This is a genomic window from Pseudomonas inefficax (assembly GCF_900277125.1).
Lineage (GTDB): Bacteria > Pseudomonadota > Gammaproteobacteria > Pseudomonadales > Pseudomonadaceae > Aquipseudomonas > Aquipseudomonas inefficax.
Genome location: NZ_OPYN01000102.1, coordinates 19,251 through 36,654 on the forward strand (window position 1 = coordinate 19,251; position 17,404 = coordinate 36,654).

At 63.9% G+C, this 17,404-nt stretch carries 15 protein-coding genes and 1 pseudogene; 5 read left to right on the plus strand and 11 right to left on the minus strand.

Translation table 11 applies throughout. The features are described 5' to 3' along the window. Positions 1-25: 25 nt before the first annotated feature. Positions 26-1,342 carry a hypothetical protein gene (locus JV551A3_RS12660; RefSeq protein WP_133973856.1) on the minus strand — a complete coding sequence of 439 codons (1,317 nt, stop codon included), beginning with the start codon at positions 1,340-1,342 and terminating at the stop codon, positions 26-28. Positions 1,343-1,547: 205 nt separating this feature from the next. On the opposite strand from JV551A3_RS12660, the gene JV551A3_RS12665 reads away from it, so the two are divergent. Next, a complete protein-coding gene (locus tag JV551A3_RS12665; protein WP_133973620.1) occupies positions 1,548-2,762 on the plus strand; it encodes a sugar transporter in 1,215 nt (404 codons plus the stop codon). A 155-nt stretch (positions 2,763-2,917) separates the two neighbouring features. Here the strand turns inward: JV551A3_RS12665 and JV551A3_RS12670 are convergent, their stop codons facing one another. Beyond that, positions 2,918-3,841: a LysR family transcriptional regulator gene (locus tag JV551A3_RS12670; RefSeq protein ID WP_133973618.1), complete on the minus strand. Its 924-nt coding sequence runs from the start codon at positions 3,839-3,841 to the stop codon at positions 2,918-2,920. Between the two features lie 104 nt (positions 3,842-3,945). On the opposite strand from JV551A3_RS12670, the gene nfsB reads away from it, so the two are divergent. The 3 genes from nfsB (at position 3,946) to JV551A3_RS12685 (ending at position 5,631) form a co-directional block, all read left to right on the plus strand. Beyond that, complete coding sequence (gene nfsB, locus JV551A3_RS12675) at positions 3,946-4,599, plus strand: oxygen-insensitive NAD(P)H nitroreductase (protein WP_133973616.1); 654 nt, start codon at positions 3,946-3,948, stop codon at positions 4,597-4,599. Positions 4,600-4,747: 148 nt separating this feature from the next. Continuing rightward, positions 4,748-5,197 (plus strand): antitoxin Xre/MbcA/ParS toxin-binding domain-containing protein, encoded by a 450-nt coding sequence (locus JV551A3_RS12680; protein ID WP_013973163.1) that lies wholly within the window; start codon positions 4,748-4,750, stop codon positions 5,195-5,197. Next, positions 5,194-5,631: an RES family NAD+ phosphorylase gene (locus tag JV551A3_RS12685; RefSeq protein WP_015270851.1), complete on the plus strand. Its 438-nt coding sequence runs from the start codon at positions 5,194-5,196 to the stop codon at positions 5,629-5,631. The genes JV551A3_RS12680 and JV551A3_RS12685 overlap by 4 nt, the downstream gene beginning before the upstream one ends. 7 nt (positions 5,632-5,638) lie before the next feature. On the opposite strand, the gene JV551A3_RS12690 is transcribed toward JV551A3_RS12685, so the two are convergent. Next, positions 5,639-6,793 carry a cysteine desulfurase family protein gene (locus JV551A3_RS12690; protein WP_133978740.1) on the minus strand — a complete coding sequence of 385 codons (1,155 nt, stop codon included), beginning with the start codon at positions 6,791-6,793 and terminating at the stop codon, positions 5,639-5,641. Between the two features lie 194 nt (positions 6,794-6,987). Beyond that, positions 6,988-7,914, minus strand: coding sequence for a LysR family transcriptional regulator (locus tag JV551A3_RS12695; protein WP_112252756.1), 927 nt, complete (start codon positions 7,912-7,914; stop codon positions 6,988-6,990). Positions 7,915-8,054: 140 nt separating this feature from the next. Between JV551A3_RS12695 and JV551A3_RS12700 the strand changes: the two genes are divergently transcribed. Beyond that, positions 8,055-9,284 carry an acyl-CoA dehydrogenase gene (locus tag JV551A3_RS12700; RefSeq protein WP_133973611.1) on the plus strand — a complete coding sequence of 410 codons (1,230 nt, stop codon included), beginning with the start codon at positions 8,055-8,057 and terminating at the stop codon, positions 9,282-9,284. Between the two features lie 333 nt (positions 9,285-9,617). Here JV551A3_RS12700 and JV551A3_RS12710 read toward each other — a convergent pair whose 3' ends face one another. From JV551A3_RS12710 to JV551A3_RS12740, 7 genes and pseudogenes are all read right to left on the minus strand, one after another. After that, the gene (locus JV551A3_RS12710; RefSeq protein WP_133973606.1) at positions 9,618-10,682 is read right to left on the minus strand and encodes a TerC family protein; all 1,065 of its coding nucleotides are present in this window, start codon (positions 10,680-10,682) and stop codon (positions 9,618-9,620) included. A gap of 321 nt (positions 10,683-11,003) precedes the next feature. Beyond that, positions 11,004-12,311 (minus strand): substrate-binding domain-containing protein, encoded by a 1,308-nt coding sequence (locus JV551A3_RS12715; protein ID WP_133973604.1) that lies wholly within the window; start codon positions 12,309-12,311, stop codon positions 11,004-11,006. A gap of 234 nt (positions 12,312-12,545) precedes the next feature. Continuing rightward, positions 12,546-13,694 (minus strand): ABC transporter ATP-binding protein, encoded by a 1,149-nt coding sequence (locus JV551A3_RS12720; protein ID WP_133973602.1) that lies wholly within the window; start codon positions 13,692-13,694, stop codon positions 12,546-12,548. 17 nt (positions 13,695-13,711) lie between these two features. Beyond that, complete coding sequence (locus JV551A3_RS12725; RefSeq protein WP_112252750.1) at positions 13,712-14,518, minus strand: ABC transporter permease; 807 nt, start codon at positions 14,516-14,518, stop codon at positions 13,712-13,714. Positions 14,519-14,524: 6 nt separating this feature from the next. After that, positions 14,525-15,442 (minus strand): ABC transporter permease, encoded by a 918-nt coding sequence (locus JV551A3_RS12730; protein ID WP_015270844.1) that lies wholly within the window; start codon positions 15,440-15,442, stop codon positions 14,525-14,527. Continuing rightward, positions 15,439-16,464 carry an ABC transporter substrate-binding protein gene (locus tag JV551A3_RS12735; RefSeq protein ID WP_025339643.1) on the minus strand — a complete coding sequence of 342 codons (1,026 nt, stop codon included), beginning with the start codon at positions 16,462-16,464 and terminating at the stop codon, positions 15,439-15,441. Before JV551A3_RS12735 ends, JV551A3_RS12730 begins: the two co-directional genes overlap by 4 nt. A 330-nt stretch (positions 16,465-16,794) precedes the next feature. After that, positions 16,795-17,404 (minus strand): annotated as a pseudogene (locus tag JV551A3_RS12740) (bifunctional 3,4-dihydroxy-2-butanone-4-phosphate synthase/GTP cyclohydrolase II); the annotation flags it as partial.

The window sequence follows — 17,404 nt, forward strand, 5'->3', positions numbered from 1 at the left end:
ACAGGAAACGAGGAAGCTGGATCTGTTACCAGGCCAATGCCCTGTCCCAGCCTTTCCAGAACAACCACCGCCGTACCTCGCCATGCGCCCCGGTACCGATCTGCCAGGCCGGCCGCCCGCTGTCCAGGGCAATCACCGAAACGAACCCCGCATGGCTCGCCGCCACCAGCGTACGCCCGTCCGCACTGATATCCAGCGCACTGATGGTCGACCCCAGGTAATGCTGCCAATGCTCCATGCCATCTTCGCCAAATGCGCGCAGGTAACCATAGGCATCCCCCACGATGTACTCACCGTCGCGCGCCACGCCGGCATACACCCGTGCACCGTCCTGTACCAGCGGGGTACGCGGGTCCTGGCTGTAGTAGTCGGTATCCAGCCCCGGCAAGTCGGCCACCCTGACGGCCTGCGTGGCACCGCTGTAGAAATGGCAGGCATTGACTATCAACTGGTCACCCGCGCGGTTGAACAGCGCAAAGTGCGGATACTCGCTGGCCGGGCCGATTGCCGCCACGGGCCTGAGCTGGTCATCCAGCACCAGGTGACGGCTGCCTTGCTCGCCAACCACGATCAACCGGCCATCCACCGACACCGCACCGTGCTCCATGCTCAGCACGAGGCTGATGTCGTCGGGGTCGGTGCCTTCGTCCAGCTCGTCCAGCACCCGCGCCTGGTGCGGCAGCAGGCGGGTCGCGCCGTGGCGCGTCAGCAGGAAGATACCCTCGGCACTCACCAGCAGCACCCGCTGGCCATCCGGGAAGGGAATCAACGTGGTCGGTGTGGGCGGCAGGTCGAATGGCTCGAACGGGTAACCCGGCGGCAACCCCTCCAGCCCCGTGGGCCAGGCCAGGCGCAGCACCTGCGGGCCGCCCCAGCCATCGGTCACGCGTATGCCTTCGGCATTGGCCAGAGCGAAATAGCGGCGGGCCGGGCAGCGGCCGAAGTGATCGACGCCGATCACCGGGGTCACCCCCAGGTTGTCAATGCGCACCACCTGGCCCTTGTCATGCGGCATGCCGATGCGAGCCAGCAGGCTACCGTCCTCCAGCAGCAGGACATTGCCAATGCCTTGCCCGTGCTCCTTGATCAGCGGCAGCAATGGGTGGTGGGCGGGCGGCCAGGCTTCGCGGAAGGCTTGCTGCTCGGAGGCTTCGATGCCAGGCCGGTTGGCTGCCTGCAGGGCTTGCAGCCAGGCATCGAGCAAATGCTCGGTGGCTTGTGGCAGGGGCTCTTCGAGGTCATCCCAGCCTTGCGCACGGCCCTGCGCGACATAGTCGTTGACGGCCTGGGCATAGGCGGTGATTGCCTGTTGCCACTGCTGCTGCCACTGCTGCTGGTCCATGAGCGGATCGGGCTCCTTGTTGCATACGCGTTCGCACAAAGCGTCCATGTTACTCCTTCTGCCCGCCTCGCGGTTGTGAGCCCCCGGCTTGACGCGTACCATGCCGGGCATTCCTTCCAATAACAACGCGTGCATCGACACCCCCGGAAAGCGGGTGGTTGATGTGCGTCCTGTTGCCATGCCTGCGGAGAAGCGGTTTGCACCCATGAACGGACCCATACCCACCAACATGCCACCCACGGCGGGTAGCGGCAGCTGGCTGAGCGTCATTGCCCTGGCCCTGGCGGCCTTCATCTTCAACACCACCGAGTTCGTCCCGGTGGCGCTGCTCAGCGACATTGGCCGCAGCTTCGACATGAGCACCGCGCAGGTCGGCCTGATGCTGACCATCTACGCCTGGGTGGTGGCGCTGGCCTCGCTGCCAATGATGCTGTTGACCCGCAACATCGAGCGGCGGCGGCTGTTGCTGTTCGTGTTCCTGGTGTTCATCGTCAGCCATTTGCTGTCATGGTTGTCACAGAGCTTTGCCATGTTGCTGGTCAGCCGTATCGGTATTGCCCTGGCGCATGCGGTGTTCTGGGCCATCACCGCCTCCCTGGCGGTACGCGTGGCGCCGCCCGGCCAGCAGGCCAAGGCGCTGGGCCTGCTGGCCACCGGCACCACCCTGGCCATGGTCCTTGGCATCCCGCTGGGCCGCGTGGTGGGCGAAGCGCTGGGCTGGCGCATCACCTTCCTGAGCATTGCCGGGGTGGCGCTGGCGACCATGCTGTGCCTGATGAAGTCGCTGCCGCTGCTGCCCAGCCAGAACTCGGGCTCGTTGCGCAGCCTGCCGATCCTGTTCAAGCGCCCTGCGCTGGTGATCACCTATGTGCTGGTAACGCTGGTGATTACCGCGCAGTTCACCGCCTACAGCTACATCGAGCCGTTCGCCCTGCACGTGGCGCAGATAGGCGGTGAGCGCACCACGTTGTTGCTGCTGCTGTTCGGCGGTGCAGGGGTGTTTGGCTCGTTGCTGTTCAGCCGTTACAGCGACCGCTTCCCGCATGGCTTCCTGGTGGGCTCGATCGGCCTGCTGGCGGCGTGCCTGTTGCTGCTGTTGCCGCTGTCGGGCAACTTCTACATGTTCGCCGCATTGAGCATGTTCTGGGGAGTGGCAATCCTCAGCTTCAGCCTGTCGCTGCAGTCCAAGACCCTGAAGCTGGCGTCCGATGCCACTGATGTGGCCATGGCGCTGTTCTCGGGAATCTACAACATCGGCATTGGCGGTGGCGCCTTGCTGGGCAGTATCGTCAGCAGCCAGTTGGATGTGGCGGATATCGGCCTGGTGGGCGGTAGTGTGGCGGTGGCCGGGTTGCTGCTGGCCATTGCCAGCACCCGACGTTTTCGCGAGGCGCTGGGCGGGGGGGCAGGGCACTCCTGAATGACCGTGCCGGCCTCTTCGCGGGCACGCCCGCTCCCACAGGTACTGCATCAACTTAAGGTGCGATGCAGTACCTGTGGGAGCGGGCGTGCCCGCGAAGAGGCCGGTACTGGCGATAGACGGCTCAAGCCACTACCGCAACCCATGCACGCCGTTCAGTCTGGAACGATTGTGCAGCCGTTGGTCAGCGCCCGGTTACGCAAGGCTTCGAAGCGTTCGCGCAGCCACAGGTGCAGTTGCGTCACAGCGGGCGTGAGCTGCTTGCGGTGCGGGCACACCAGGGTTACCGGTGCGGGTTCACCGAGGTGCTCGGGGAGGATGATTTCCAGCTCGCCGGCCGCGATGTTGGCGCTCACGTCCAGCCACGACTTGTAGACGATGCCTTCCCCTTGCAAGGCCAGGCGGCGGATCACATCGGCATCGTCGCTGACCAGTGGCCCGCGCACCTGCACGGTGCGGTTGCCCACTCGCCACTTGTCGTAGACCCGGTTGTGCTGCATGTACAGCAGGCAGGCGTGTTGCTGCAGGGCGTCGGGCGTGAGCGGGCGGCCATGACGGGCCAGGTAGTGGGGCGCGGCCACCAGCACCCGGCGGTTCCAGTCGGCCAGCGGCAGGGCAATGTAATTGGCGTCCTGGTTGAGGCCATAACGGATCGCCACATCTACCGGGTCGCGGTTGAGGTCGGCGATCTGGTCGGACAGCAGGAAGCGCAGGTGCAGGGCCGGGTGCTCGCGGCGGAAGGCGCTCAACCACGGCAGCAACATGTTGCGACCCAGGTCGGACGGTGCCGACACCTGCAGGGTGCCGCGCAGGGTGTTGGCGTTGCCATGCAGGTCTTCACGCCCCTGGCGCAGGCTCTCCAGCACATTCAGGGCAGTCGGCAGGTACAACTCGCCTTCGGCGGTCAGGCGCAGGCTGCGGGTGGTGCGGGCGAACAGGCGCACGTCCAGGTCGCGCTCCAGGCGCTTGATCGCGGCGGCCACTTGGCCCGGCAGCAGTTCGGCCTCGTGGGCGGCGGCGGTGAAGCTGCCCAGTACGCTACTGCGGACGAACAGTTCGAGGTCGGCGATGCGCAGCATTTTCACTCCTGGGATGAAAGTGTTGCTGCATTGTGCCGGTTTTTCTTTTCTGCAGGAAAGATAAGATGCCCGGCAAATCCCCTGTTCATTCCCGGAGTTGTTGCATGGATACCGTCTCGCTGGCCAAGCGCCGTTACACCACCAAAGCCTACGATGCCTCGCGCCGTATTCCCCAGGCCACTGTCGATGCTCTGCTCGAGCAACTGCGCCACAGCCCGTCCTCGGTCAACTCGCAGCCGTGGCATTTCATCGTTGCCGACAGCGCCGAAGGCAAGGCCCGCCTGGCCAAGAGCACCACAGAACGCTATGCCTACAATTCGCCGAAGATCCTCGATGCCTCGCATGTGATCGTGTTCTGCACCCGCACCGAGATGACCGAAGCGCACCTCGATGCCGTGCTCGACCAGGAAGCTGCCGATGGCCGCTTCCGCGATGATCAGGCGCGTGCCGGGCAGAACCAGAGCCGCCGGCACTACATCGACCTGCACCGCTTTGATCAGAAGGACGTGCAGCACTGGATGGAAAAGCAGACCTACCTGGCGTTGGGTACTGCCTTGCTGGGGGCTGCAGCACATGGGCTGGATGCCACGCCGATCGAAGGCTTCGACAGCAAGATCCTCGATGCCGAGCTGGGCTTGCGCGAGCGTGGGTTCACCAGTGTGGTCATTCTCAGCCTGGGGTATCGCAGCGAGACGGACTTCAACGCTGGCTTGAACAAGTCGCGGTTGCCGGCTTCGCAGGTGTTCACCTTCCTGTGAGATTGCCCGGGGGCCGCCTTGCGGCCCTTTCGCGACGCAAGGCCGCTCCAGGATTGCATCGCCTTCAAGACTTTTACAGGCCTCATGAACTGGTATATGTCCGGCATATGCCGCATACTTGTCGGCAAACGCCGGAAAGGAGAGAGCCATGCTTGCCGAAGTGCTTCGCGACAACGGTTACCACGAGTACCGGGCGCGCCTGCATGCACTGCTGGAAATCCCCGAACTCGCCAGTGACTTTGAAATCCACACCCGCATCACCCATGGCTTCGCTGCCACCTGGCTGGTGAAACTGACCGAGCTCGGCGTGTTCACCCCTGTGGAGCGTGACCAGATCATTCCCCTGCGCACACTGAAAACCCGCATTGAACGTGACCAGCCACTGACCGTGGAAGAAAGCGACCGGCTGTTCCGCTCGGCCCATATCACCGCCATGGCCGAAGCCGTGTTCGGTGAGGCGGGCAAGGCCAAGCGCTGGCTATCCAAGCCCAAGGAGCGCTTCTCGGGGCTGACGCCGATGCAGATGCTCACCACCCAGCAGGGCACCACCCAGGTCGAAGAGATGTTGCTGCAGATCGCCGAGGGCTTTGGCCTGTGATTCTGTGGCGTATCAGCGCCTATGCAGACTTGAGCGGAACGGGCGGCTTGCGTGTCAGCGGCCGCTGGCACCAGGCGGGCCGGCCAGTGGTGTATGCAGCCACCAGCCCGGCCGGGGCGATGCTCGAGGTGCTGGTGCACCTGGAGATCGACCCTGAGGATTTCCCCACCACCATGCGGCTGCTGCGTATCGAGTTGCCCGACACCGTTTCGCAAGCGCAGTTGCCGGCCTTGCAGCCTGGCTGGTCAAGCCAGACCGAACTGACTCGCGGCCTTGGCAACCGCTTTCTGGATGAGTGCTCGGCATTGCTGCTGCCGGTGCCGAGCGCGATCATGCCCAGCACCACCAATTACCTGTTCAACCCGCGCCACCCGCAGGCAAACAGCGCAAGGCTCGAGGTCGAGGATTTCACCCCGGACAGCCGGCTGTTCTAGATCGGTTTCACCAAAGTGCCGCTGACGCCGCTGTCAGCACCCGGCCAAACACTTCGAGCGCCTTGTCCACTTCAGCCTCGCTGGTGAAACGCCCGATGCTCAGGCGCACGCTGTTGCGTGCCTGGCATTCATCCAGCCCCAGCGCGAGCAGCACATGCGAGGCTGCATTGCTCGCCGAGTTGCAGGCCGAGGTGGTCGACAACGCCAGTTCGCTGGCCAGCGCCGCGCTGTTGAAACCCTTGCTGTCGATACACAGGTTCAGCGTATGGGGAATGCGTTGCTTGGCGCAGCCGTTGAGGGTAACGCCGGGCAGGGCCAGCAGGCCTTCGCGCAGGCGCCTGGCCAGTTGCTCGAGGCGCAGGTGTTCGCTGTCGCCGGGTTGGCCGGCCAGGGCAAAGGCGCTGCCCATGCCGGCAATCTGGTGGGTTGCCAGGGTGCCGGAGCGCAGCCCCTGCTCATGGCCGCCGCCGTGCATCTGCGCACGCATCAGCGTGCGGGCGCGTGGCCCGACGTAGAGCGCGCCGATGCCCTTGGGCCCATACACCTTGTGCGCCGAGAACGACATCAGGTCCACGGCCATCGCGCCCAGGTCAATGGCCAGTTTGCCCACCGCCTGCGCCGCATCCACGTGCAGCAGGGCACCGTGGGCACGTACCTGTTCGCCAATTGCGGCAAAGTCGGTGATCGTGCCCAGTTCATTGTTGACCGCCATCAGCGACACCAGGCGGGTATCGGCGCGCAGCGCCGCCTGCACCGCAGCAGGCTGAATCAGGCCGGCGGCATCCGGTGCCAAGCGGGTGACAGCCCAGCCCTGGCGTTCCAGTTCTGCCACCGTGTCGAGCACGGCCTTGTGTTCCAGCTGGCTGGTGATCAGGTGCCCGGGCTGGCCGAGGCCTTGGGCAATGCCCTTGAGCGCCAGGTTGTTGGACTCGGTCGCACCTGAGGTCCAGACCAGTGCATCGGCCCGTGCACCGACGCGTTCGGCCACTTGTTGGCGAGCCTGCTCCACAGTGTGTCGGGCTGCCTGACCGAAGGCATGGCCACTGGAGGCCGGGTTGCCGAAGTTGGCCTGGTTGCCAAGGCAGGCGAGCATGGTTTCGATGACCCGGTCGTCGACCGGAGTGGTGGCGGCGTAATCGAAGTAGAGCGGGGCGCTGGGCATTGGGGCGGGTCCGTGTCTGTCGCCGTCCAATCGGCGATCGTTGGAGCAAGCGTACCCGCTGTTTGAGAGATATTTTTCGCTTCCAGCGCGCTTATTCTAAAGATAAGCGAGAAAATTTTCTCTCTAATGGCATTCAGATGGAAAAATTTTCTCCGCTCCAGAAGCGGCCAAGCAAGGCCCCTCGTCAGCCATCTTCAGGATGGTTCCAAGGCCCGCTGTTCCTCGGCCACCACACGTTCGCACAACTCGGTGATCTGCTCGCGCATCCAGCGATTGGCTGGGTCCTGATCGGTGCTTTCGTGCCAGTACAGGTGTGTTTCCAGCGCAGGGACCTCCACCGGCAGTGGCTGGTAACGCAACTGATGGCGGCGGGCGAAGCGCTCGGGGACGGTCATCGCCATATCGGTCTGCTGCAACACCTGCGAAGCCATCAGGTAATGCTGCGAGCGCAAGGCAACCTTGCGCTGCACGCCCATCTTGCCCAGGGCCAGGTCGACATAGCCCAGGCCGTTGCGGCGGCTGGAGATATGGATGTGGGTCATGCCCAGGTAGTTGTCGAGGGTCAGCTTGCTGTCGGCCAACGGGTGGCCCTGGCGCAGGGCGCAGACATAGCGGTCTTGCATCAGTTTGACGTGGCGTACCTGCGGGTCGGTGTTCAACGGTGCGTCGATGGCGAAGTCCAGGCGACCGGCGGCGAGTTCCTTGGTGGTCTCGCGGCGCTTGCACAAAAAGCTTTCGATCAGCACCGCCGGGGCCAGGCGGCGCAAGCGCTGGAACAGCGGCGGCAGGATCACCGCTTCGGTCAGGTCGGTCATGCTGATGCGGAAGGTCTTGTTGGCCTGTTGCGGGTTGAAGATGCGGCTTTCCTGCACCGAGGTGCGCAGCAGGGCCAGGGCATTGCGCACCGGGCCGATGATGTTCTGCGCCATGGGCGTGGGCACCATGCCTTGCGCGGTACGCACGAACAGCGGGTCATTGAATGTTTCGCGCAGCCGCGAGAGGGCGTTGGACACCGCCGGCTGGGTGATGCCGACGATCTGCCCGGCGCGGGTCAGGTTGGCTTCGGTGTAGATAGCATCGAACACGATGAACAGGTTGAGGTCGACCTTGCTGAGGTTCATGGGCGCCGCTCTTTGTTGGAATTATGGGTTGATCATATATCGCTTATGAATGTTTATACACGCGGAAAATAGACTAGGTGGATGGGGACATGCTGCTCTAGGCTCTGGCCCATGTACTCCGAACCGTGAAGGTAGCCCCGATGGATTTCGCCTATTCGCCCAAGGTCCAGGCATTGCGTGAGCGCGTCAGCGCGTTCATGGACGCCTATGTCTACCCCGCCGAGGCGGTGTTCGAGCGCCAGGTCGCCGAGGGTGACCGCTGGCAGCCCACCGCGATCATGGAAGAGCTCAAGGCCAAGGCCCGCGCCGAAGGGCTGTGGAACCTGTTCCTGCCCGAATCGGAATACGGTGCCGGCCTGAGCAACCTGGAATACGCCCCGCTGGCGGAAATCATGGGCCGTTCGTTGCTCGGCCCGGAACCGTTCAACTGCTCGGCGCCGGACACCGGCAACATGGAAGTGCTGGTGCGCTATGGCAGCGAAGCGCAGAAGCGCCAGTGGCTGGAGCCGCTGCTGCGTGGCGAGATTCGTTCGGCGTTCGCCATGACCGAACCGGACGTGGCCTCCTCGGATGCCACCAACATGGCCGCCACTGCCGTGCGTGACGGTGACCAATGGGTAATCAACGGTCGCAAGTGGTGGACCTCCGGCGCTTGCGACCCGCGCTGCAAGGTGATGATCTTCATGGGCCTGTCCGACCCTGAAGGGCCACGCCACCAACAGCACTCGATGGTGCTGGTGCCCACCGATGCGCCTGGGGTGAAGATTGTCCGCCCGCTGCCGGTGTTCGGCTATGACGATGCTCCCCATGGCCACGCCGAGGTGCTCTTCGAGAACGTGCGGGTGCCGTATGAGAACGTGATCCTCGGTGAGGGCCGTGGCTTCGAGATTGCCCAGGGGCGCCTTGGCCCCGGCCGCATCCATCACTGCATGCGCTCGATCGGCATGGCCGAGCGCGCGCTGGAACTGATGTGCAAGCGCTCGGTCGAGCGTACCGCCTTCGGCCGGCCACTGGCGCGTTTAGGCGGCAACGTCGACAAGATCGCCGACTCGCGCATGGAGATCGACATGGCCCGGCTGCTGACGCTGAAAGCGGCCTACATGATGGACACGGTCGGCAACAAGGTCGCCCGCAGCGAGATTGCGCAGATCAAGGTAGTGGCGCCGAACGTGGCACTGAAGGTGATCGATCGGGCGATCCAGATTCATGGCGGGGCAGGGGTGAGTGGCGATTTCCCGCTGGCATACATGTATGCCATGCAGCGCACCTTGCGCCTGGCCGACGGGCCGGATGAAGTGCACCGGGCGGCGGTCGGCAAGTATGAGATTGGCAAGTATGTGCCGGCGGAGATGATGCGCAGCGGGCGGTGATTTCACCGGCCTGTTCCAGCCTCTTCGCGGGCTTGCCCGCTCTCATGGAACTGCACATAACTCATTGAATTAGCAGGGACTCTGTGGGAGCGGCTTTAGCCGCGAACACCGGCGCAGCCGGTGCCATGCACCGCGTTGGATTCTTCGCGGCTAAAGCCGCTCCCACAGGGTACGGGGATCGCTTGCGAGTTCAGTTTTCTGTGCGACAGCGCAGCCCAAAGGGCTGTGCAATCTCTCATAGGTACTGCGCCGCCTCCAAGCTGTGCGCAATACCTGTGGGAGCGGGCAAGCCCGCGAAGAGGCCCTTGAAGGCTCACTGGTTCCTCTGGATGGTCAGACCCGCATCTGCGGGTCTTCCTCCTTCTCGCTGACTGAGCGATCGGCATTTGAAGGCTGTCTGGGTTGAGCACCCTTGATTTCTGACTTCTCCCCCCGCGTCTTGACCAGCGAAACCACCACCCCACCCAGCAACAACCCGAACGTCACCCCCAACGAAAGCAACGCCGGCACCTTGCCCACCATGCCGTGGTAGAAGATCTTGCAGCCGATGAAGATCAGCACCAGCGCCAGCGCGTACTTGAGATACACAAACCGGTGCATCAGCGCCGCCAGCGCAAAATACAGCGAGCGCAAGCCGAGGATGGCGAAGATGTTCGAGGTATAGACGATGAACGGGTCCTGGGTGATGGCGAAGATCGCCGGCACGCTGTCGACGGCGAACACCAGGTCGGCCAGTTCGATCAGCACCAGAGCCATGAACAGCGGGGTGGCATGGCGTAGCGCCTTGTGCTGCCCGGGCGGGGTCTGGCGCACGAAGAAGTGCGAGCCGTGGATCTGCTCTGTGACCCGCATGTGCCGGCGCACGAACTTCAGGATCGGGTTGTTGGCCAGGTCGGGATGGCTGTCTTCCTTCGACAGCGCCATCTTCACCCCGGTAAACAGCAGGAAAGCTCCGAAGACATACAGCACCCAGGCGAAATTCTGCACCAGCGCTGCGCCCACGCCGATCATGATCGCCCGCAGGAACACCACCCCAAGGATGCCCCAGAACAGCACACGGTGCTGGTAACGGCGGGGGATAGCGAAATAGCTGAAGATCATCGCCATGACGAACACATTGTCCATCGACAACGACTGCTCGACCAGGAACCCGGTGTAGAACTCCAGCGCCGACTGCGCGCCCAACTGGTACCAGACCCCGGCGCCGAACAGCACGCCGACGCTGAAATAGCCCGAATACAGCAGCAGGCTCTCGCGCATTTCGATTTCCCGGTCGTGGCGGTGCAGCACGCCCAGGTCGAGTACCAGCAAACCGATGACGATGCCCATGAACAGCAGCCACAACCAGGCGCTGGTACCGAGGAACGGGGTGGTGAGGAATGTCTGCAGAGCTGTCATGAGCCCCTCCTTCAATGTCGACGTTGCATGGCAACAGTGATCCGACATGGCGGCCTGGCAGCCGTCAGAGGGGCCCGGTATCACATGGGCTTGAGCCTAGACCCGTTAGCCGGTGATGCCGAATGGGGAGCTGTTACATTTCTTTGCCAGGGCCGACCTCAAGCGGAGGTTCAGCGCGGTCGACTGTGGGAGCGGCCTTGTGTCGCGAAAGGGGTGCGCAGCGCCCCCAGGATCTTCTTGTCACCGAAGAATTGCCGGGGCCGCCTTGCGGCCCTATCGCGACACAAGGCCGCTCCCACAGGGATATGTACTGCTTCAAGATCAATAAACCCACACTTCGACCCGCCGGTTCCGCAACCGCCCTTGCTCCAGTTCGTTCCCTGCCACTGGCAGTTCATCCCCCATCCCGGTCACCTCCAGCACCTCCACGCCATCGCGCGCCAGCTCGCGGCGCACCGCCTGGGCCCGCAGGCGGGAGAGCAGGGCGGCGCGACCGGGCGTTTCCTTGGGGTCGCCAAAGCCCACCAGCACCACCTTGCGCTGCAGCTTGCCCGCTTGGCGCAGGTAGTCGGCAACCCGCTGCACATCGCGAAGGGCCTTGTTGTCGAGGCTGGCGCTGCCTTCCTGGAAACGGAAGTTAACGCTCAACCGCTGCGCCTGCTGGGCCAGGGTGCGATAGCGCGGCGGCATGTCGGCCTGGAGGGCTACAGGTTGGGCCTTGATCTGCTGCGAAACGAAACCCTGCTGGGCGACGATCGCCTGGCCCGCCGGGCTCTGGGTGAAATCGGCCAGCGCCTTGGCCTGGGGCTTGGAGTTGGCCGGCAGGTAGAAATACAGGCGCCGCGATAGCGGGTAATCCTCGCTTGCAACCAGTGCACGCTCCGGCAGCATGGCCGACGCGTCACCCTCGGCCACTGCCAGCACCTTTGCCCCGTGCACCGCCGCCAGGCTGCTGAAGCCGATGGCCTGGCGGTCGGCCCCCACTCGCGCGGCCAGCTCGTCGCTGGACTCGAAGCGTTGGGCCTTGGACGACAGTTCGCCGTGCTGGGGTTCCAGCACCAGCGCCTTGAAGGTTTCAAAGGTGCCGGAGCGGTCGTCACGAGCGTAAAGGTGGATGGCCCCGCCGGAAACGCCCAATTGCTCCCAGCGCTGGATCTGCCCGGCAAAAATCCGTGCCAGTTGCCCTGTGGTGAGCTGTGGCAGCGGGTTGTCGGGGTGAACGATGACCGCGACGCCGTCCAGGCCGATGACCTGTTCGGCGGCAGCGGCACGCAGGTCGCCCAAAGCCTGCAGCTGGCTTGCTTCGTTGTCGTTGATCGGCCGCGACGCGGCGGCAAGGTCGGCCTCGCCATGGCCCAGGGCGACGAAGCCGGTGCTGGAACCGTGGGCTGCGATGTCGATGCGCAAGGGTTGGCCGTGTGCATCGATAGCGGTGGTGACAGTCTCGTTGGCCCGCTTGCCCGGGTGTTGTTCGATAGCGGTGGCTTGCTGTGCGCGCAGTTGCCCTTGCACAAGCGCCGGCAGCAAGGCCGCGCCAATGGTGTTGGAGCCTTGCACGCGCAGGTGCGCGGGCTCGGCCAGGGTCGCCAGCGGCAGCAAGGTGAGCAGCAAGACAAGCAGGCGAGGCATGCCGGAAGGCCTATGGCATAGAGTTGGCCGGCAGATTACGACAGTGGCGTGATGATAATGTGACACTCCATGGGGCCGCTTTGCGGCCCATCGCAGGCAAGCCAGCTCCCACAGGGACCGTGTAAACCCAGAAGTTGCTCGATCCTTGTGGGAGCTGGCTTGCCTGCGATGGGCTGCATGGCAGCCCCGTTTATGCTATCTGACAGGCTGCCCCGCAAAGCGCCCCCGGCGGTTTCAATGCGCCCCGGCGGACTTGCTCAGGTCACTTTCTGCCCACTCGGTATAGATGCAGGCATCCGCCACCGCCCAGCGCACCTTCACGGTATCCCCCGGCTGCATCGGCATGCCCGCCGCCGACAGCGCCTTCACCGTCAGTTCGGTACCGCCCGCGGTCAGCACATGGCAGGTCTGGCTCTCGCCCAGGAACAGTACCTCGCCAACCTTGGCGCTGACTTCGTTCCAGCCCGCCGGCAGCGGCTCGCGCGCGGCCTGTTCGGCGGTCAGGGCCAGGGCCTTTTCCGGGCGTACCATGATCAGTGCATCCTGCGAGGCGGCAAGGCCCGGGGTCAGGCGGATGGCCACCGGCTGGCCCTCGAAGCTGCCGGCGCCATTGCTGCTGGCCTTGATCCGCAGGAAGTTGGAGTTGCCCAGGAACGAAGCGACAAAGGCATTCGGCGGGTTCTGGTACAGGTCGTAGCCGGTGCCCAGGCCGACGATCTTGCCATGGCTGAAGATGGCGATGCGCTGGGACAGGCGCATGGCTTCTTCCTGGTCGTGGGTGACGTAGACGATGGTGATGCCCAGGCGCCGGTGCAACTGGCGCAATTCATCCTGCAGGTCTTCGCGCAGCTTCTTGTCCAGCGCGCCGAGCGGTTCGTCCATCAGCAGGATGCGTGGTTCGTACACCAGCGCTCGGGCAATCGCCACGCGCTGCTGCTGGCCTCCGGACATTTGCGACGGCTTGCGGTGGGCAAATTTCTCCAGTTGCACCAGCTTGAGCATGGCGTCGACGCGCTTGCTGGTTTCGCTGGCGCCGAGCTTGCGAATGGCCAGCGGGAAACCGATGTTGTCGCGCACGTTCAGGTGCGGGAACAGCGAATAGCGCTGGAACACCATGCCGATGTCGCGCTTGTGCGGCGGCACGTTGACCAGTGACTGGCCATCGACCAGGATCTCGCCGCTGCTCGGCGTTTCGAAGCCAGCCAGCATCGACAGGGTGGTGGACTTGCCCGAGCCGCTGGAGCCGAGGAAGGTCAGGAACTCGCCGTCCTGGATTTCCAGGTCGAGGTTATCCACGGCGGTGAAGTCGCCGTAGTGCTTGTTCAGGCCACGCAGGCTGACCAGGGTCTTGCCGTGCGCGTTGTCTTTGATCACTGCACTCATTGTTGTTTTCTCCGCGCTCAGGCGTTTTCGGTGCGCCGGCGCAAGGCGGCGGCAATGAACATGACAAGCAGCGACAGGCCGATCAGCAAGGTCGAGGCCACGGCGATGACCGGGCTGAGGTCCTGGCGCAGGGTGGTCCACATCTTCACCGGCAAAGTCTGCAGGTCGGGGCTGGCCATCATCACGCTCAGCACCACTTCATCCCATGAAACCAGGAAGGCGAACAGGCCGCCGGCGATCATCCCCGGGCGGATCGCCGGGAAGGTCACCTTGAAGATCGCCTGCAGACGCGAGGCGCCGCAGATCACCGCGGCATCCTCGATCGACTGGTCGAACAGCTTCAGCGAGTTGATGATCGAAATGATGGTGAAGGGCAGGGCGACGATCACGTGGCTGGCCACGAAGGCGAACAGCGTGCCGGTGTAGCCAAGTTTGAGGAACAGCGCGTACACCGCCACGGCAATGATCACCAGCGGTACGATCATCGGCATGGTGAACAGCCCGTAAAGCAGCTCGCGGCCCGGGAAGCGGCCACGCACCAGGGCGAACGCGGTGGGTAGGCCAAGCAGCACGGCGGCGATGGTGGTCAGCACGGCCACCTTCAGGCTGGCCAGCGCGGCGTCCATCCACTCCGGGTTGGAGAAGAACTGGCCGTACCACTTGAATGTCCAGCCCGGTGGCGGGAACACCAGCCACTGCGACGAGCCGAACGACAGCAACACGATGAACACCACTGGCAGCAGCAGGAAGGCCGCGATGACCCCGGTGGTCAGGTACAGGCCCGTACGCAGCGGGCGGCCCATGGCATTGGGAGACAGGAGCATGGCGGTTTACCTCGCGTTGCCGACCGGGGATTCCGGTTGCAGCTTCAGGTACAGGTAGAAGAGCACCAGGGTGATCACCACCAGCAGTGCGGCGGCGGCACTGGCCAGGCCCCAGTTGAGGAACGACTGCACCTGCTGGATGATGAATTCGGGCAGCATCATGTTTTGCGCGCCACCCAGCAGGGCCGGGGTGACGTAGTAACCGAGCGACATCACGAACACCATCAGTGCCCCGGAGAACAGCCCCGAACGGCACAGCGGCAGGAACACCTTCCAGAAATTGGTCCACGGGCTGGCGCCGCAGATCGAGCCGGCCTGCAGCACCATCGGGTCGATGGCGTGCATGGTCGCCTGCAGCGGCAGCACGATGAACGGGATCATGATGTAGCTCATGCCGATCACCACGCCGGTCAGGTTGTGCACCATTTCCAGCGGGGCATCGATGATGCCCATGGCCATCAACGCCTTGTTGATCACCCCCGAGCTCTGCAGCAGCACCAGCCACGAGTAGGTGCGCGCCAGCAGGCTGGTCCACATCGACAGCAGCACGATGTTCAGCAACCAGCGGCCCCAGCCCTTGGGCACCAGGGTAATTGCCCAGGCCAGCGGGAAGCCCAGCAGCACGCTGATCAGGGTGACCACGCCGGCCACCGAGAAGGTGTTGAACAGTACCCGCGCATAAGCCGAGTTGGCGAACAACTGCTCGTAGTTGCCCAGGCCCGGCGTTGGCTCCAGCACCCCGCGCAGCAGCAGGCCGGCCAGCGGGGCAAAGAAGAACAGGCCAAGGAACAGCAGGGCCGGTAGCAAATTGCGGCTGCCTTTCCAGCGCTGGCTCAGGCTGACGCGGCGGGGGGCCGTTCCCGGGGCACCGGTGCCCGTGGGGGCACCTTGCGCGTTATGCAGGGCGTTGATGGCGACTTTCATTTGACCAACCACTCATTCCAGCGGGCTGCGATGGCCTGGCCGTTCTTGGCCCAGTAGGCGAAGTCGAGGGTGACCTGGTCCTGGGCGTAGGCGGTCGGCAGGTTCTGCGCGAGGTCTTTGTCCAGCTTGGCCACGCTGTCGACGTTAACCGGCGCGTAGGCGGTCTTGTTGGCGAACTCGGCCTGGCCTTCGGCGCTGCTGGCGTTGGCCAGGAACTTCATGGCAGCGTCCTTGTTCTTGGCACCTTTGGGGATGACCAGGAAGTCGGCCATGACCAGGTTCTGCTTCCAGCTCACGCCCACCGGTGCACCGTCTTGCTGCAAGGCATAGACGCGGCCGTTCCAGAACTGGCCGAGCGAGGCTTCACCCGAGGCCAGCAGTTGCTGCGACTGGGCTCCGCCGCCCCACCAGACGATGTCTTTCTTGATGGTGTCGAGCTTCTTGAAGGCGCGGTCCAGGTCCAGCGGGTAGAGCTTGTCGGGGGCTACGCCGTCGGCCAGCAGGGCCAGTTCCAGTACGCCCGGGCTGGGCCATTTGTACAGTGCACGCTTGCCGGGGTAGGTCTTGGTATCGAACAGTGCAGTCCAGTCCACCGGCTTGTTGGCGCCGAGTTTGCCTTCGTTGTAGCCGAGCACGAAGGAGAAGAAGAACGAGCCGACGCCATGATCGGAGACGAAGCGCGGGTCGATCTTGTCGCGCTTGATCTGGGTGAAATCGAGGGGTTCGAGCAGGCCTTCGCTGGCGGCACGCAGAGCGAAGTCGGCTTCGACGTCGACTACATCCCACTGCACATTGCCGCTCTCGACCATGGCCTTGAGCTTGCCGTAGTCGGTGGGGCCGTCCTGTACCACTTTGATGTCGGTGGCTTTGGTGAAGGGTGCGGCCCACGCTTCTTTCTGGGCGTCCTGGGTGGTACCGCCCCAGCTGACGAAGTTCAGGCTGTCGGCGGCCTGGGCGGCCTGACATGCCAGGGTCAGCAGGCTGGCGGACAGCACTGCGGTTACACGTTTGCTCAACAGCATGGTTACGCCCTCGTTGCTTTTTGTTATTCGAGGCGGGGCTTGTGGCGCGCCCGCCAACAGTGTTCGGGGAGCAGCTAAAACAAAGTGTCTTGTGGCCGTTTGTGATTGTAGGATCCGGCCGGCAGTTTCAAGGTCTACGGGATATCATATTATGGTATTCCAAACTTTTGGCAAGAGGTATGAGGCTACCGGCCATCACTCCGTGCTTTCAGAAGTAGCGTGGGCCCTGTGGGAGCGGGTTCACCCGCGAATGTGATGGTGATGCCACCGACGCATTCGCGGGTGAACCCGCTCCCACAGGGCCCCGCTAAATCAGTTATTCATGTATTTTCAGCCGACCATTCCCGGCTCGAAGGGAATGCTCTGCACCACTTCCAGTTCATATCCGGCCAGCCCGGCATATTTCAGTGGCGGCCCTAGATGACGCAGCTTGCCCACGCCCAGGTCCTGCAGGATCTGCGCGCCTGTACCCACTTCCGAGTACACCTTCGATTGCCCACGCTGGTAAGGCCGCACCGGCTGGGTCAGCTGCGGCACGCGTTCCAGCAGCGCCTGCGAGGACTCATGGTTGGCCAGGATCACCACCACGCCGGCGCCTTCCTCGGCCACCTTCTGCAGCGCCGCCCAAAGCGTCCAGTTGGCCGGGCCTGCATATTCGGCGCCGACCAGATCGCGCAGCGGGTCGATCACGTGCACCCGAACCAGGGTCGGCTGTTCGCGGCGGATATCGCCCATGACCATGGCCATGTGCACACCACCTTCGATGCGGTCTTCGTAGGTGACCAGGCGGAAGGTGCCATGCACGGTGGGCAGTTCGCGTTCGCCGATGCGCTTGATGGTCTGCTCGGTGCTCAGGCGGTAGTGGATGAGGTCGGCGATGGTGCCGATCTTGATGCCATGTCGGGCAGCGAACACCTCCAGGTCCGGGCGGCGAGCCATG

Bases quoted from the DNA above. Each gene is read 5' to 3' on its own strand.
- JV551A3_RS12660 (WP_133973856.1), bottom strand. From the start codon at position 1,342: ATGGACCAGCAGCAGTGGCAGCAGCAGTGGCAACAGGCAATCACCGCC.
- JV551A3_RS12665 (WP_133973620.1), top strand. From the start codon at position 1,548: ATGAACGGACCCATACCCACCAACATGCCACCCACGGCGGGTAGCGGC.
- JV551A3_RS12670 (WP_133973618.1), bottom strand. From the start codon at position 3,841: ATGCTGCGCATCGCCGACCTCGAACTGTTCGTCCGCAGTAGCGTACTG.
- nfsB (WP_133973616.1), top strand. From the start codon at position 3,946: ATGGATACCGTCTCGCTGGCCAAGCGCCGTTACACCACCAAAGCCTAC.
- JV551A3_RS12680 (WP_013973163.1), top strand. From the start codon at position 4,748: ATGCTTGCCGAAGTGCTTCGCGACAACGGTTACCACGAGTACCGGGCG.
- JV551A3_RS12690 (WP_133978740.1), bottom strand. From the start codon at position 6,793: ATGCCCAGCGCCCCGCTCTACTTCGATTACGCCGCCACCACTCCGGTC.
- JV551A3_RS12695 (WP_112252756.1), bottom strand. From the start codon at position 7,914: ATGAACCTCAGCAAGGTCGACCTCAACCTGTTCATCGTGTTCGATGCT.
- JV551A3_RS12700 (WP_133973611.1), top strand. From the start codon at position 8,055: ATGGATTTCGCCTATTCGCCCAAGGTCCAGGCATTGCGTGAGCGCGTC.
- JV551A3_RS12710 (WP_133973606.1), bottom strand. From the start codon at position 10,682: ATGACAGCTCTGCAGACATTCCTCACCACCCCGTTCCTCGGTACCAGC.
- JV551A3_RS12715 (WP_133973604.1), bottom strand. From the start codon at position 12,311: ATGCCTCGCCTGCTTGTCTTGCTGCTCACCTTGCTGCCGCTGGCGACC.
- JV551A3_RS12720 (WP_133973602.1), bottom strand. From the start codon at position 13,694: ATGAGTGCAGTGATCAAAGACAACGCGCACGGCAAGACCCTGGTCAGC.
- JV551A3_RS12725 (WP_112252750.1), bottom strand. From the start codon at position 14,518: ATGCTCCTGTCTCCCAATGCCATGGGCCGCCCGCTGCGTACGGGCCTG.
- JV551A3_RS12730 (WP_015270844.1), bottom strand. From the start codon at position 15,442: ATGAAAGTCGCCATCAACGCCCTGCATAACGCGCAAGGTGCCCCCACG.
- JV551A3_RS12735 (WP_025339643.1), bottom strand. From the start codon at position 16,464: ATGCTGTTGAGCAAACGTGTAACCGCAGTGCTGTCCGCCAGCCTGCTG.